We start from the raw sequence: 14,926 nt of genomic DNA on the forward strand, positions 1-14,926 counted from the left end.
ATGCGTATGCGTTTGGTGATGGGATTTATAGCTTGTTTTTTTATACTTTTACTTGCTAGAGTGTATTATATAAGCATTAAATCTAATGTTTATTATGAAGAAATAGCTAAACAAAATGCCATTAAAACGCAATTTTTAGCACCTGTAAGAGGGCAAATTTTAGATGTTAAAGGTAGGCCCTTAGCAGTAAATAAATTAGGTTTTTCAATCTCTATAAAGCCATATTTGTATATAAAAAAGAAAAACAGAAATCTTTTAGAGCAGGAATTGCAAGTTATAGTAGATGCTTTTCCTGATTTAAACATAACTAAATTAAAACGAAATTATATAAAAGCAGATTCTTATTATAATCAAGATTATATAGAAGTAGTTCCATTTATAGAATATGATGCTATGATTAAGCATTTTACTAAGCTTAATTTGCGTGAAAATATGCAAGTTAAATCTACTACTCAAAGATTTTATCCTTATGATACTTTAGCTAGCCATGTTATAGGTTATGTTGGAAAAGCAAATTTAAACGATATGAATGAAAATGAAATTGCAAGATTAACTAGCTATGTAGGGCGTAGCGGTATAGAGCGTTCTTATAATGAAATTTTGCAAGGTCAAAAGGGTGAAAAGGTTAGCAAAGTAAATGCATTAAATAAAGAGATAGAAGAACTTTCTTATAAAAAACCTACTTCAAGTAATATCACTTTAAGCATTGATCTTGATTTGCAAGAATACTTGGCTAGTATTTTTGAAAATTTAGCAGGCGCTGCTATAGTAATGGATGTAAAAAGTGGAGCTATTTTAGCAGCGGGTAGTTTTCCTGAATATAATCTCAATCCTTTTGTTACCGGTATTAGTCAAGAAGAATGGGATAAACTTTCTAATGATTTAAACCATCCTTTTACTAATAAACTCATTAATGGTCTTTATCCTCCAGGCTCAGTTATAAAAATGGGAACAGCTTTAGCATTTTTAGATAGTGGAAAAGTGAATGAAAATCATAAATATTTGTGTGATTCTAACTTTGAACTTGGTGGTAGAAAATTTAGATGTTGGAAGGCTATAGGTCATGGTTATGTAGATATGACAGATGCTATTAGAGAAAGCTGTGATGTATATTTTTATAAAGGAGCTTTGGAGGTTGGTATTGACATCATTAGTTCTGTTTTTGAAAGAATAGGTTTTGGTGCAAAAACAGGAGTAGATTTACCTAATGAATTTATAGGAACAGTTCCTAATAGAATTTGGAAAAAAGAAAAATACAATCAACCTTGGTATCAAGGTGAAACTTTAAATACAAGCATAGGTCAAGGTGATTTTCTTGCTACTCCTATGCAAGTGGCTAAATTTACAGCTATGATTGCTACGGCTAAAAATATCACACCGCATTTTTTACATAGCATTGATGATAATGTTACTAAGGTAAATTTTGACAATAATGAAAGTGTTTTTACGACTTTTGAATTATCAAAACTTCCACTTTTAAGGCGTGCGATGTATGAGGTGGCCAATGTTGATGGTGGAACTACGGCAAGATTTTTAAGAAATTCTCCTATTACTATAGCAGCCAAAACAGGAACAGCTCAAGTAGTTGGAATTTCCCAAAGTGAAAAAAAGCGTATTAAAGAAGAGGATTTAGAGTATTTTTTAAGATCTCATGCTTGGATTACTTCTTATGCGCCTTATGAAAAACCTCAATATGTAGTAGTAGTTTTAATCGAACATGGAAAAAGTGGTAGTAGTGCAGGCGGACCTGTACTTGCTAAAATTTATCAAAAACTTATAGATTTGGGTTATATTGATAAAAAATATATTAAGAAAAAAGCTAAATGATTAGCATTCCATCGCCATAAGAATAAAAACGATATTTGTTTTTTATAGCTTCATGGTAAAGTTCTAAAGTTTTTTCTCTGCCTATAAAAGAAGCCACAAGCATAATGAGAGTTGATTTTGGTAAGTGAAAATTAGTGAGTAAAAAATCAAGTCTTTGTGGGGTATTTTGTGGGTGTAAAAACAAATCACAAAAACCTTCTTTTATTTTTTTTCTATGATAATACTCTATACAACGAGTAACTGTGGTGCCTACACCAAGTATTTTTTTAGAAGAATTAATCAAAGCACAAGTTTCATTATCAACATAGAAAAATTCTGAATGCATTTTATGCTCGCGTATATCTTCGCATTCTACACCTTTAAAAGTTCCCGCACCAACATGAAGTGTGATAGTATGGATATTATGATTTTTTTTAAGTTCTTTTATCATTGCTTCGTCAAAGTGCAAGCTTGCAGTGGGTGCAGCAACCGCACCTTGATTTTTGGCAAAAATGCTTTGATAGTTAATGTTATCTTGTGCTTCATCTGCTCTTTTAATATATGGTGGTAAAGGTATATGGCCTATTTTTTCTAAAATTTCAAAAACTTCATGATGATTGAATTTTTTTTCATCATTAAAAAATTCTACTTCTCTTGTGCCATCATCGTGTAATTTTTTGATTTTAGCTTTTAAAGAATTTTCAAAATATAAAATTTGTCCTTCTTTAACCTTGCCACGAATTTGAACTAAAAAATCATTATTTTTTAAAGGGTGATTAATGAAAAGTTCTATTTTGCTACCACTTTCTTTAAATCCATAAATTCTTGCTTTTATTACTTTAGTGTCATTAAAGATAATTTCACAAGGTGGTAAAATTTTAGCTAAGTCCTTAAAATGTAAATGTAAAATTTGATCTTTACATCTTTCATAAACTAAAAGTTTAGCATTCTCCTTGGGTAAGATAGGAAAATTTGCTATAAGTTCATTAGGTAAATCATAATCATAACTAGAAAGCAAAAGATCTTTATCAATCGTTTTCATCATTTTCTTTTTGATTAGGATTAACTTTTTTGGCTATGTAAATAGAAATTCCATAAAGCCCGCACAAAGGAACGGCCATTAAAAATTGTGAGATTATATCAGGTGGTGTCATCATAGCTGAAAAAACAAAAATTACTAAAACTGAAACCCTAAAGTGTTTTTTTAAAAATGCATCATCAATAAGTCCAAGTTTGGCAAAGAAAAAGGTTATCACAGGCATTTCAAACGCTAAGCCAAAGGCAACTACAAGTTTAGTAAAAAATCCCACATACAAGCCTATGCTGATTAAAGGTTTAAAATCTTGAGTTTGCACCCCAAAATCAATTAAAAATTTAAAAGCCAAAGGTATGACTATATAATAACAAAACAAAGCTCCAAGCGCAAACATAATGCTAGCAAAGCTTACAAAAGGCACTACTAATCTTTTTTCATTATCATAAAGTCCTGGTGCTACGAATTTCCAAAACTGCCAAAAAATAACCGGTAAAGAAATCAAAAAAGCTGTAAAAAATGAAACTTTCATTGCAGTAAATAAAGGCTCTTGTAATTCAACGAAAGTCATTTGTTTTGAAATTTCAGGTAAAGCTGCTTCAACGGGTGCTTTTAGTATATCTATGATGTAACTATTAAAACTAAAGCATACAAAAAACATTACAACAACACAAGCTACGCTTATAAATAATCTTTTTCTAAGTTCTACTAAATGCGGTTTTAATTCTTCAAACATTCTTAGCTTTCCATTTTTTGAGTATTTTTTTCATCTTTTTGAGTTTTTTCTTCTACACGCGAAAGTTCTTGTATATCTTTTTCTAAATCATTAATTTCACTTTTTAACTCTTTGGTATTATTTAAAATATCTTCTTTGAGTTGATCAAATTCTTCAAAACTCAGTTTTTTTCTGATATTTTCGTTAGTTTGTGAAAATTCATCTTTGTATTTTTGTGCTTCATCTTTTAACTCTGCTATTTTTAATTCTTTATTGATACTTGCTTTTGCTTCATCAATATTACTTTTAATGGCTTTTAAAATTTTTGCAATTTCAACTATAGTTGAAGGTAGTTTTTCAGGCCCAAGAACTAAAATAGCTATAACTAAAATAACTAAAATTTCTCCAAAACTCATTATTTTATCTTCTTTCGCTTAAATATATAGTTTGCATTTTACATAAAAATACTTAAAAATACTATTACTTTTATAATATTAATATATAAAGATATATTGATATATTAATATATTTTTGTTATGCTTATTTTAAAATGAAATGGAGTAAAAGATTATGGAAAAGTTATTTTTTATTTTTAAAGATTTTTTGATTTTATTTGTTGAAATTTCTATTTTATTTATATTAGTTAGTATGCTCATTGCTTATCTTAATGAGCGTTATGCTAAATTTTTCAATGAACATTTAAAGAAAGATTCTTTTGTAAGTTATATAAAGGCTATTCTTTTGGGTAGTTTAACTCCCTTTTGTTCATGTTCAAGCATACCGCTTTTAAATGCATTTTTAAAAGCTAAAGTACCACTTGGAGTATGTATAGCTTATTTGATAACTTCGCCTTTAATTAATCCTATTATAGTAGTGATGTTTGTAGTAAGTTTTGGCTTAAAAATCTCTTTATTTTATGTGGGATTTTTATTTAGCGTGATTTTATTTATTGCTTTTTGTGTTTCAAAAATAAACACTCAAAGATTTTTTAATGAAGATTTTTTAAAAAATGATTTAGAGCAAACTTCAAAGTGTTGTTCTAATGATACTTCTAAAAGTTTATGCTGTGAAAAACCTAGTTCTATTTTTGTTAAAAATTCTAAAATTAGCAGTAAAATTTTAAAATTTAAGACTAAAACAAAAGAAAATAAAATCAAAATATTATTTATGCAAAGCTTTAATGAATATAAAAAAATTCTGCCATATATTATTATTGGTATGGGTATTGGGGCTTTTATACACGGCTTTTTTCCACAAGATTTTTTTCAAAATTATATGAAAGATTATGGGGTATTGGGTGTATTTATAGCAGCATTTATAGGGGTTTTGCTTTATATGAATTGCACTGCTATGATTCCTGTAGCACTAGCTTTAACTACCAGTGGAATTCCGCTTGGTATAATGATGAGTTTTTTAATAGCAGGAGCAGGGTGTTCTTTACCTGAGCTTATTTTGCTTAAAAGAATTTTTAAAACAAGCTTTTTGTTTTTATTTGCAGGTATGATTGTTTTTATTGCAATTAGTTTTGGACTTTTAATGTTTTTTATATAAGGAATTTTATGCAAGAATTTTTAAAAATAACAAGTGCAATTAATGATGAAAGTAGGATTTTAATCCTAGCTTTCTTACAAAAATACGGAAAACTTTGCGTGTGTGATTTACAAAGCTCTTTAAATATGAGTCAATCAAGGCTTTCAAGACATTTAAAAATTTTAAAAGAAGCTAATTTTTTAGAAGTAGATAGACAGGGTGTTTGGGCGTATTATGGAGTAAAAGAAAATTTAAATAATTTTTGCAGCGATATATTAAAAAATATCAATGAACTTTCTATAAAACTCCCTGAATTTAAAAGAATTTCTTGTGAATGCAAAGCTTAAGTGCTAATATACAAAGCTAGTTCATCGCTTAAAAGATAATTAGTATTATAAAAAATTCCATTTTTATATACTAATTTCCCTTTTTTGCTAAGAAACATTGCCTTTTCTTTTTCTAAAGGTTCTAGCTTTGTTTCATCCACTCCTATAATGCTTCTAAGTCCTAGAAAAATATGCTCTAAACACAAATCTTTTGAACTTAAATTTTCAACCTCCCTAAAACAAGGATTTGCTATATAATCTTTTAAATTTTTTTTAGTATAAAATCTTTGATTTTTTGAAAATCCTACCGCACTTAAACCACATCCTATATAGTCTTTTCCTTGCCAATAAGCAAGATTATGTTTGCAAATTTGTCCAAAATTACTGATTTCATATTGTTTATAACCAAGATTTTCAATAGCTTTGATAAAATGTTTTGCAAGGCGTGGAGCGTTTTTTTTAAAATGAAATTTTTTAGCAAATCTTGTCTTTTCTTCTATAGTTAAATTATAAGCACTCACATGGCTAATATCAATTAAAGCGAGTTTAGAAATTTCATAATCAAGCATTTTACTATCATCGAGTTTTGTATCATAAATTAAGTCTAAATTTATATTATTAAAGCCTGCTTTTTTTGCGTTTTCTATACTTGTAAAAATGTTTTTTTGATCATGAATACGCCCAAGGAATTGTAATTTTTTTTCATGAAAACTTTGCACCCCAAAAGAAATGCGGTTAAAACCTAAATTTTTTATCTCTTTAAGCCAAGAAAAATTGCTTGAGTTAGGATTTGCTTCTATGCTTATTTCATTATTTTTTTGTAAATAACTTTGCAAAAAAATAAAAATTTTTTCATAAAAATTAACACTCATTAAACTAGGAGTACCACCACCTATAAAAATAGTTTTTATGGAATTTTTATCAAGCATAAAAAAATCTAATTGATATTTTATATCTTGCATTAATGCGTTTAGATAATCTTTTTCAAAATCTTTTTTTTTAAGTGAAGTAAAAGAACAATAAAAACATTTACTTTCGCAAAATGGTATATGTATATATAAATGCATAAAACTTCTTTAAAATGTGATTATAAATTCGTATTTTTTTGTTAGAATTATATTATTAAAAAGTCAAGGATAAGAAAATCATGGAAAAAGAAAAAAAATATAGGCCAAATGTAGCCGCAATAGTGCTATCATCAGCTTATCCTTTTGAATGTAAAATTTTACTCGCTAAACGCAATGATATGGAAAATATATGGCAGTTTCCTCAAGGTGGAATAGATGAGGGAGAGGATGCTAAAAGTGCGTTATTTAGAGAATTAAAAGAAGAAATAGGTACAGATGAGATTGAAATTTTAGCCGAACATCCTGAATGGATTAGTTATGATTTTCCACCTAAGGTTGCACAAAAAATGTATCCTTATGATGGTCAAAATCAAAAATATTTTTTAGTTAGATTAAAAAACAAAGCTATTGTTAATCTAAATACTAAAAATCCTGAATTTGATGCTTATAAATTTGCTTCATTAGAAGATGTGTATGATATGATTAATCATTTTAAAAAGCCTATATATATTAGGGTTTTAAAATATTTTAAAGAAAGGGGGTATATTTAATGCTGGTCGTACAAAAATATGGGGGAACGAGTGTAGGAACGCTTGAACGTATTGATGAAGTTGCTAAAAGAGTGGCAAAAAGTAAAAAAACTTGCGATAAATTAGTTGTAGTAGTTTCTGCAATGAGTGGAGTTACTAATGAGCTTATTGATTTTGCACATCATTTTAGTAAAAATCCTTCAGGTCGTGAGATGGATATGCTTTTAAGTAGTGGTGAGCGTGTAACTTCATCTTTACTTGCTATTGCATTAAATGAAATGGGTTTAAAAGCTACTGCATTTTCCGGACGCAATGCAGGGATTATTACAGATGATGTTTATACTAAAGCAAGAATTGAACACATTGATACTACAAATATTAATACAGCTTTAGATGAGGGGTATATTGTAGTAGTTGCTGGCTTTCAAGGTATCGACAAAATGGGTAATGTTACTACTTTGGGTCGTGGCGGAAGTGACTTAAGTGCAGTTGCATTAGCAGGAGCTTTAAATGCTGATTTGTGTGAAATTTATACTGATGTAGATGGGGTATATACTACCGATCCTAGAATTGAACCAAAGGCTAAAAAGCTAGATAAAATTTCTTATGAAGAAATGCTAGAGCTTGCAAGTTTGGGAGCTAAAGTTTTACAAAATCGCTCTGTAGAGCTTGCTAAAAAATTAAATGTAAAATTAGTTACTAGAAGTAGCTTTAATGAAAATGAAGGGACGATCATTACTAAGGAGGAAAATATGGAACAAGCTTTGGTTAGTGGTATAGCACTAGATAAAAACCAAGCAAGGGTTACTTTAAGAAATATTGATGATAAGCCAGGAATTGCTGCTGAAATTTTTGGAAATTTGGCAAATGAAAATATCAATGTAGATATGATTATCCAAAATGTAGGTGTAGATGGAGCTACAAATTTGGGCTTTACTGTGCCTGAAAACGAGCTTGATTTAGCAACTAATGCTATGAAAAAAGTTTTAGGTGCTAATGCTAATATAGAAACAGATAGTGCAGTGGTAAAAGTTTCAGTTGTGGGTGTGGGTATGAAATCACATTCTGGAGTAGCTTCAGCAGCTTTTAAAGCATTGGCAAATGAAAATATTAACATACAAATGATTTCTACAAGCGAAATTAAAATTTCAGTTATCGTGCATGAAAAATATGGTGAATTAGCTGTAAGAGTATTGCATGAAGTTTATAAACTAGATGTATAAATGAGTAATAGTTTTTTAAAATTTACCCTAGAGCAAATCCGAGAAAATGGCACTTATACAAGTTGGTTAGAAGAAAGGCGTCTTGAATGGTCGCCTTTGATAGCTTCTAAATTAGCTTTGCTTTTGCAAGGTTATACTTTTATTGTGATTACTGATGATCAAAGAGCTTGGTTTGAAGAGTATTTTTTAAGCCAAATCAATGCTAGCACTACAAGACCTTTAGTGCCTTTTGTGTCTTTAAAAGGAATTTATAACAAAGCTTGCAATACCCAAGAAGATATAGATTTACTCAATGATCTTTTAAGTATTTCTTTTCCTAATGGTTATGCCTTTTTTTATATAGGAACTAATACTGGGTTTAAATTTAAAATCGCTAATTCTAAAGCAGAAAGTATGCTTTGGCTTTTTGATGAGCAATTGCAAAATAGCTTTTATCTTTCCTCGCGTGATAAAGAATTAGACTATAAACTCATTTCTTTATATAAAGTATTTGAGCAAAGCTTAGAGGCTGTACTTTTTTCTAAGGTAGAAATTTGAATCTAAGAAATAAAATCATTATCCATAATGATTTTGAACTAATGCAAGAAAAACTCACAGAAGAGTATGGAGCAAAAAATCTTAAATTTTTCATACCTAAAAATCCTGACTTAGAATTAAGACTAAATGACTTAACTTATGACAAAAACGCCCAAGCAACCGCAAAAGCCATTATGAAAGAAAGCTATGTAGCTGAAGCGCAAGCTAAAATCATTGTTATACTAGCTAAGTCTTTTCGTGAAGAAGCGCAAAATTTTTTACTAAAACTTTTTGAAGAGCCACCAAAAAATGTGTATTTTATCATCGTAGCTCCTTCAAAAAATGTTTTTTTACCTACTATACTTTCAAGATTTATCATAGAAAAACATAAAATTCAAAAAGAAAAGATGTCTTTAAATTTAGATCTTAAAAAAATAGATCTTGCTCAAATTGCTTCATTGTTAAAACAATATGAAAATATAGACAAGCATGAGTGTTTAGATTTAATTAGTGTTTTAAGCTATGAGTGTTTTAAACAAGATATAAAATTAAACGATGAAGAAATTGAATTTTTTTATAAAGCTTATGAGCTAGCTAAATTAAATGCAAAGCCAACTATTTTACTAAGCACCATAGCTTTAATTTTACACGAGAGAAAAAATGAAAATCATTAAAATCAATCCTAATACAGACTTTGAACAAATTTCTAAATATATAAAGCCACACAAAGCAGGTGAGAAAATTATGAGTGAAAAAACTAAAATTCATTTTTTTCTTATCAAAGAACTAAGAGCACCTGCTGCAAATATACTTAAACAAGATGCACTAAGAGTTGGAGCTGAACTTGTAACCCACAAAGAAGTTATACTAGGTAAAGAACATACTAATGCCTTACTTATGGTAACGCAAGATCAAGCTAAAAAGCTTATAGAAAAAGAAAAATTACAAGATTTTAAACTTAAAAATTTAGCACTGTTTTTAAAGTCTAATTTTACTAAACCCAAATATGCAAAAATTATGGGTGTGATTAATATTAATGAAGATAGTTTTAACGCTCAAAGTAGGGTTAAAGAAAATGAAGTTTTAGAAAAAATAGAACTTATGATTTCTCAAGGGGCTGATTATATAGATATAGGCGGGGTTTCTTCAAGACCTGGTAGTGTGTATTGTGGGAAAGAAGAAGAGTTTAAGCGTTTAAAAAATACCTTAGATTTAATCTATAAAGAAAAACTTTATGAAAAATGTATTTTTAGTTTAGATAGTTTTGATGAGTATTGTTTAGAATATGCTTTAAATAAAGGCTTTAAGCTTATTAATGATATCACCGGTTTTAAAAATGAAAATTTAGCCAAACTAGCTTTAAAATACAAAGCCACTTATACACTCATGCATATACAAAATACCCCACAAAATATGCAAGATAACCCTTTTTATGAAGATGTATTAGCCGATCTTGATGATTTTTTTACACAAAAGCTAGAAAGACTAAGTGAGCTTGGTTTAGAAGATGTGATTTTAGATGTTGGTATTGGTTTTGGTAAAAGTCCTTGGCATAATATGATGTTAATCAAACACTTAGAGCATTTTTTACGCTTTGAAAAAGAACTTTTGATTGGAGCTAGTAGGAAAAGTGTGATAAATGCTTATTTTAACTCAAGTGTTGAACAAAGATTAGCTGGTACGCTTTATTTACATTTAGAGGCTTTTAAAAATGGTGCAAGCATTATAAGAGCACATGATGTGTATGAGCATAAGCAAATGTTTGAACTTGCAAAAGCTATGGATGAACTTTCTTTGGAGTAGTGATGACTTATCAAGAGTATTTAGAAAAGGTAAAATTAGCAAAAGAATGGATGAGGGCTTATTATGAAGATGATGAGCCTTTAGCAAGCGATGAAGAATATGATAAACTTATAAGAGAGTTAAAAGCATTTGAAACACTTCATCAAGAAAAGATTTCTAAAGATTCTCCTACGCAAAATATCGCTCCTATTATACAAAGTGAATTTCACAAACTTGCACATAGTGCAAAAATGTGGTCTATGGAAGATGTTTTTGATGAAGCTGAGCTTAGAGCTTGGGCAAAAAGAGCTAAATGTGAGTTTGATTTTTTCATAGAACCTAAATTTGATGGAGCGAGTTTAAATCTTACTTATGAAAATGGTATTTTAATCAGCGGTGCTACAAGGGGTGATGGAGAAGTAGGCGAGGATATTACTTTAAATGTAAAAGAAATATCAAACATACCTCAAAAAATTCCTTATAAAGACAAGATAGAAATTCGTGGCGAAGTGGTGATTTTAAAAGAAGATTTTGAAAAAATCAATGAAAAAAGAGCTAAAGATGGCTTGAGCTTATTTGCAAACCCACGCAACGCAGCAAGTGGCTCTTTAAGACAGCTTGATACAAGCATTACAAAAGAAAGAAATTTAAAATTTTATCCTTGGGGAGTGGGAGAGAATTCTTTAGAATTTAGCAAGCACTCTGAAGTAATGGAGTTTGTAAGAAGTCTTGGTTTTTTAAAAGATGATTTTGTTTTTTGTGTTAAGACTTTAGATGAGGTTTTAGAAAAATATCACGAGCTTTTAGAAAAAAGAGATCAAAAGCCTATGATGATGGATGGTATGGTTGTAAGGGTAGATGATTTAGCTCATTGTAAGCTTTTGGGTTATACCGTGAAATTTCCAAAATTTATAGCTGCGTTTAAATTTCCTGCTTTGGAAAAAACTACAACATTACTTGGGGTTAATTTACAAGTTGGAAGAAGTGGGGTGATTACCCCTGTGGCGGTTTTAGAGCCTGTAAATTTAGATGGGGTTATCGTAAAGTCTGCAACCTTACATAATTTTGATGAGATAGCTAGACTTGGAGTGATGATAGGCGATAGCGTAAGTGTGATAAGAAGTGGAGATGTTATACCTAAAATCACTAAAGTTTTTACTCAAAGGCGTGATGGTTTAGAAAGTAAGATTGCTAAACCAACTCTTTGTCCTGAGTGTTTAAGTGAGCTTTTAGATGAGGGTGCTTTTTTAAAATGCCAAAACCTAGACTGTAAAGCAAGGCTTGTAAATTCTATCATACATTTTGTATCTAAAAAGTGTTTAAATATAGACGGCCTTGGAGAAAATATCGTCGAGCTTTTATTTAAAGAAGGAAAAATCACTAACATAGAAAGCATATTTTTCTTAAAATATAGTGATTTTGAAGGATTGGAAGGTTTTAAAGAGAAAAAAATCAACAATCTTCTAAGTGCTATTGAAAATGCAAAAAAATGCCCCTTATCAAGGTTTATCACTGCTTTGGGTATAGAGCATATTGGCGAAGTAGCAGCTAAAAAATTAGCTCAATCTTTTGGCTTTGAATGGTTTATGCAAAGCTATGAAGCTTATGCAAATTTAGAAGGCTTTGGCGAACAAATGGCTAAAAGCTTAGAAGAATTTACCCATGTCAATGCAAATCGCATTAAGCATTTTTATGAAATTTTACATTTAGAAGATGAGAAAAAAGAGCTTATTATAAATGATAATATTTCTAATAAAACCTTTGTTATCACAGGCACTTTAAGCAAATCACGCGATCATTTTAAAGAACTAATCGAAAACTTTGGAGCAAAGGTAAGTTCAAGTGTGTCTAAGAAAACTGACTTTGTATTATATGGAAGTGAAGCAGGCTCAAAGCTTGAAAAGGCTCAAAGTTTAGGAGTTAAGTGCATCAATGAAGCTGAGTTTAACGCTCTTTTAGGCGGTGATGATGAGGTATGATGTCTTTGTAAGTGCAAAGTTAAACATTTCTCGCAATAAAGCTTGTGAGCTTATAGAAAACAAGCAAATTTTACTCAATGGCGAGTTTAAAAAAACCTCTTTTAAAATCACATCTTTAAATCCTTTAGAAGATGAGAGTTTAAAACTCACGCTTTTAGAAGAGCTTTTTGTAAGCAGAGCTGCTTTTAAGCTCAAGCATTTTTTACAAGAGCATACATTTACTATCAAAGATAAAATTTGTTTAGATATAGGTTCATCGACCGGAGGTTTTGTGCAAATTTTACACCAAAGTAATGCTAAACACATTACAGCTTTAGATGTAGGTTCTAACCAACTTCATGAGAGCTTAAGAAATTTAGAAAATATCCAAATTTGTGAAAACACTGATTTGCGTGAGTTTAAAAGTGAAATTTTATATGATGTTATCACTTGTGATGTGAGTTTTATATCTTTAATACATTTGATTTTTCATATAGATAAACTTGCTAAAGATCTTATCATCTTGCTTTTTAAACCTCAATTTGAAGTAGGTAAAAATGCTAAGCGCGATAAAAACGGAGTGGTAAAAGATACCAAAGCCATCAAAAATGCTAAAGAAAGCTTTGAAAAAGCTTGTGCAAAGCTTGGTTGGATCTTGCAAGCAAGTCAAGAGTCACACTTAAAAGGAAAAGAAGGTAATGTTGAGTTTTTCTACGCCTATAGAAAAAACTAAGATCACAAATTTAGCCATGGGGCGTTTTGATGGTATGCATTTGGGGCATTTTGAGCTTTTTAAGCATTTAGATGAAAATGGTGCCTTATTTATCATCACTAAAGAGGAAAAAGAAGCCCTAACACCTAAGGATTTTAGAGTAAATTTGGTTGATTTTCCTTTGATTTTTTGTGATTTTGATAAAATCAAGGACTATAAAGGCGAGGATTTTTTAAAGCTTTTAAAGCAAGAATTTCCCAAACTAGAAAAGATCATTGTAGGTTATGATTTTAAATTTGGCAAAGAAAGAAAATGCAGTGCCAAAGACATACAAAGTCTTTGTGGTATAAACACCATCATCGTAGATGAGTTTAAAATTCAAAATAAAAGTGTTCATACAAGTATGATTAAAACCTTACTTAAAGAAGCAAAAGTCAAAGAAGCTAAAAATTTTCTAGGTAGATTTTATAATATACAAGCAAATATCATCAAAGGTCAAGGCATAGGCGCTAAAGAGCTTTTTGCAACTTTAAATTTACATACAAAAGACTTCTTTTTACCCAAAGATGGCGTATATGCGACTTTAGTAAAGATTGAAAATAAAAGTTATCATAGTGTAAGCTTTATAGGCATAAGATCTACTGATGAAAATTTTGCTTTAGAAACGCATATTTTAGATGAAAATTTCACAAACACAAAAGTAATTTCAGTTGAGTTAAGTTTTATTGACTATATAAGAGCTAATGAGAAATTTAACGACTTAGCCTTATTAAAAGCACAAATTAGTAAAGATATTGACAAAGCAAAAGAAATTTTAGGACGATTAAATGAAAGATGAAATTTTTAAAAAACCCTTAGAAAAACAATTTGAATTTGATAAAAGCGTAGCAAGTGTTTTTGATGATATGGTGTCAAGATCTGTGCCTTTTTATACGCAAAATTTAAAACTCATAGTCGAACTTATTGATCATTTTGCACCACAAAATGCGAGAATTTGTGATCTTGGTTGTTCTACGGCTAGTTTATTGCTTGCACTTTATGAAAAAAGAAAAGATTTTCTTTTAAGCGGTATTGATGAAGCTAATGCTATGTTAGAGATCGCCAAAAACAAATGTCAAGCCTTTGGAGCTAGGGTAGAATTTCATCAAAAAAATTTAGATGATTTTGAGTTTTTTAAAAATGATGTTTTTATAGCTACTTATACTTTGCAGTTTATCCGCCCACCTAAAAGACAAGAATTAGCTGATAAAATCTATCAAAACTTAAAAGAAAATGGTATATTTGTGCTTAGTGAAAAAATTCTTTATGAAGATGTCAAAATAGCTAAAAAAATGATACAAATTTATGAGCAATATAAACTAGAGCAAGGTTATAGTAAGCTAGAAATTTCAAGCAAACGAGAAGCCTTAGAAAATGTCCTCATTCCTTATACTCAAAATGAAAACATAGCTATGCTTAAAAAGGCAGGATTTTCTAAAGTAGAAAGTGTTTTTAAATGGGTAAATTTTGAAACTTTCATAGCTTTTAAATAAAAATATTTTTTATAACAATGTGTTTTAGAAAAATAATTATGAAGCCATGGAAGCAAAAATATTATTTTTTAACCATAAAGTCTATTTTATAGTAATTTTAAATTTAAGATACTTCTTATCTTAAATTATACTTAAGTAAAAATTTATAAATAAAATATTAATATTCTACACTTATTGTTAAAATATTAGCAATGGG

At 29.5% G+C, this 14,926-nt stretch carries 16 protein-coding genes; 12 read left to right on the top strand and 4 right to left on the bottom strand.

The features are described from left to right. Window positions 1–1,827, top strand: coding sequence for a penicillin-binding protein 2 (mrdA, locus tag L8T82_RS05825; protein ID WP_263726090.1), 1,827 nt, complete (start codon window positions 1–3; stop codon window positions 1,825–1,827). On the opposite strand, the gene queA is transcribed toward mrdA, so the two are convergent. From queA to tatB, 3 genes are read right to left on the bottom strand one after another with little or no spacing between them, the layout of a single operon-like run. Beyond that, a complete protein-coding gene (queA, locus tag L8T82_RS05830; RefSeq protein ID WP_263671599.1) occupies window positions 1,820–2,848 on the bottom strand; it encodes a tRNA preQ1(34) S-adenosylmethionine ribosyltransferase-isomerase QueA in 1,029 nt (342 codons plus the stop codon). The genes mrdA and queA overlap by 8 nt on opposite strands. Further along, entirely contained in the window at window positions 2,835–3,575 is a 741-nt protein-coding gene (gene tatC / locus L8T82_RS05835; protein WP_263726092.1) for a twin-arginine translocase subunit TatC, read from the bottom strand. The genes queA and tatC overlap by 14 nt, the downstream gene beginning before the upstream one ends. Before the next feature lie 2 nt (window positions 3,576–3,577). Then, window positions 3,578–3,970, bottom strand: coding sequence for a Sec-independent protein translocase protein TatB (tatB, locus tag L8T82_RS05840; protein WP_133319203.1), 393 nt, complete (start codon window positions 3,968–3,970; stop codon window positions 3,578–3,580). Window positions 3,971–4,124: 154 nt separating this feature from the next. Here tatB and L8T82_RS05845 point away from each other — a divergent pair, with 154 nt between their 5' ends. Next, window positions 4,125–5,105, top strand: coding sequence for a permease (locus L8T82_RS05845; protein ID WP_133319202.1), 981 nt, complete (start codon window positions 4,125–4,127; stop codon window positions 5,103–5,105). Between the two features lie 8 nt (window positions 5,106–5,113). Beyond that, complete coding sequence (locus L8T82_RS05850; protein ID WP_133319201.1) at window positions 5,114–5,431, top strand: ArsR/SmtB family transcription factor; 318 nt, start codon at window positions 5,114–5,116, stop codon at window positions 5,429–5,431. On the opposite strand, the gene hemW is transcribed toward L8T82_RS05850, so the two are convergent. Beyond that, window positions 5,428–6,477 carry a radical SAM family heme chaperone HemW gene (gene hemW, locus L8T82_RS05855; protein ID WP_263671574.1) on the bottom strand — a complete coding sequence of 350 codons (1,050 nt, stop codon included), beginning with the start codon at window positions 6,475–6,477 and terminating at the stop codon, window positions 5,428–5,430. The genes L8T82_RS05850 and hemW overlap by 4 nt on opposite strands. An 80-nt stretch (window positions 6,478–6,557) precedes the next feature. On the opposite strand from hemW, the gene L8T82_RS05860 reads away from it, so the two are divergent. The 9 genes from L8T82_RS05860 to cmoA are packed head-to-tail and all read left to right on the top strand — an operon-like array spanning window position 6,558 to window position 14,730. Next, window positions 6,558–7,028 carry an RNA pyrophosphohydrolase gene (locus tag L8T82_RS05860; protein WP_133319199.1) on the top strand — a complete coding sequence of 157 codons (471 nt, stop codon included), beginning with the start codon at window positions 6,558–6,560 and terminating at the stop codon, window positions 7,026–7,028. Further along, complete coding sequence (locus L8T82_RS05865; protein ID WP_263726093.1) at window positions 7,028–8,230, top strand: aspartate kinase; 1,203 nt, start codon at window positions 7,028–7,030, stop codon at window positions 8,228–8,230. Before L8T82_RS05860 ends, L8T82_RS05865 begins: the two co-directional genes overlap by 1 nt. Further along, window positions 8,231–8,767: a HobA family DNA replication regulator gene (locus tag L8T82_RS05870; protein ID WP_126340811.1), complete on the top strand. Its 537-nt coding sequence runs from the start codon at window positions 8,231–8,233 to the stop codon at window positions 8,765–8,767. 41 nt (window positions 8,768–8,808) lie between these two features. After that, window positions 8,809–9,420 carry a DNA polymerase III subunit delta' gene (locus L8T82_RS05875; RefSeq protein WP_318530098.1) on the top strand — a complete coding sequence of 204 codons (612 nt, stop codon included), beginning with the start codon at window positions 8,809–8,811 and terminating at the stop codon, window positions 9,418–9,420. After that, window positions 9,407–10,549, top strand: a complete 1,143-nt coding sequence (gene folP / locus L8T82_RS05880; protein WP_263726095.1) for a dihydropteroate synthase — start codon at window positions 9,407–9,409, stop codon at window positions 10,547–10,549. Before L8T82_RS05875 ends, folP begins: the two co-directional genes overlap by 14 nt. 2 nt (window positions 10,550–10,551) lie before the next feature. Then, on the top strand, window positions 10,552–12,507 hold the full coding sequence (ligA, locus tag L8T82_RS05885; protein WP_263726097.1) for an NAD-dependent DNA ligase LigA: 1,956 nt from the start codon (window positions 10,552–10,554) through the stop codon (window positions 12,505–12,507). Continuing rightward, a complete protein-coding gene (locus tag L8T82_RS05890; RefSeq protein WP_263726099.1) occupies window positions 12,497–13,219 on the top strand; it encodes a TlyA family RNA methyltransferase in 723 nt (240 codons plus the stop codon). The genes ligA and L8T82_RS05890 overlap by 11 nt, the downstream gene beginning before the upstream one ends. Continuing rightward, window positions 13,185–14,036, top strand: a complete 852-nt coding sequence (locus L8T82_RS05895; protein ID WP_263726101.1) for a bifunctional riboflavin kinase/FAD synthetase — start codon at window positions 13,185–13,187, stop codon at window positions 14,034–14,036. Before L8T82_RS05890 ends, L8T82_RS05895 begins: the two co-directional genes overlap by 35 nt. After that, window positions 14,026–14,730: a carboxy-S-adenosyl-L-methionine synthase CmoA gene (gene cmoA, locus L8T82_RS05900; RefSeq protein ID WP_263726103.1), complete on the top strand. Its 705-nt coding sequence runs from the start codon at window positions 14,026–14,028 to the stop codon at window positions 14,728–14,730. Before L8T82_RS05895 ends, cmoA begins: the two co-directional genes overlap by 11 nt. Window positions 14,731–14,926 lie beyond the last annotated feature (196 nt).

The sequence above is a fragment of the Campylobacter sp. IFREMER_LSEM_CL292 genome (assembly GCF_025771615.1).
In the GTDB taxonomy this organism is placed as follows: Bacteria; Campylobacterota; Campylobacteria; order Campylobacterales; family Campylobacteraceae; genus Campylobacter_D; species Campylobacter_D lari_D.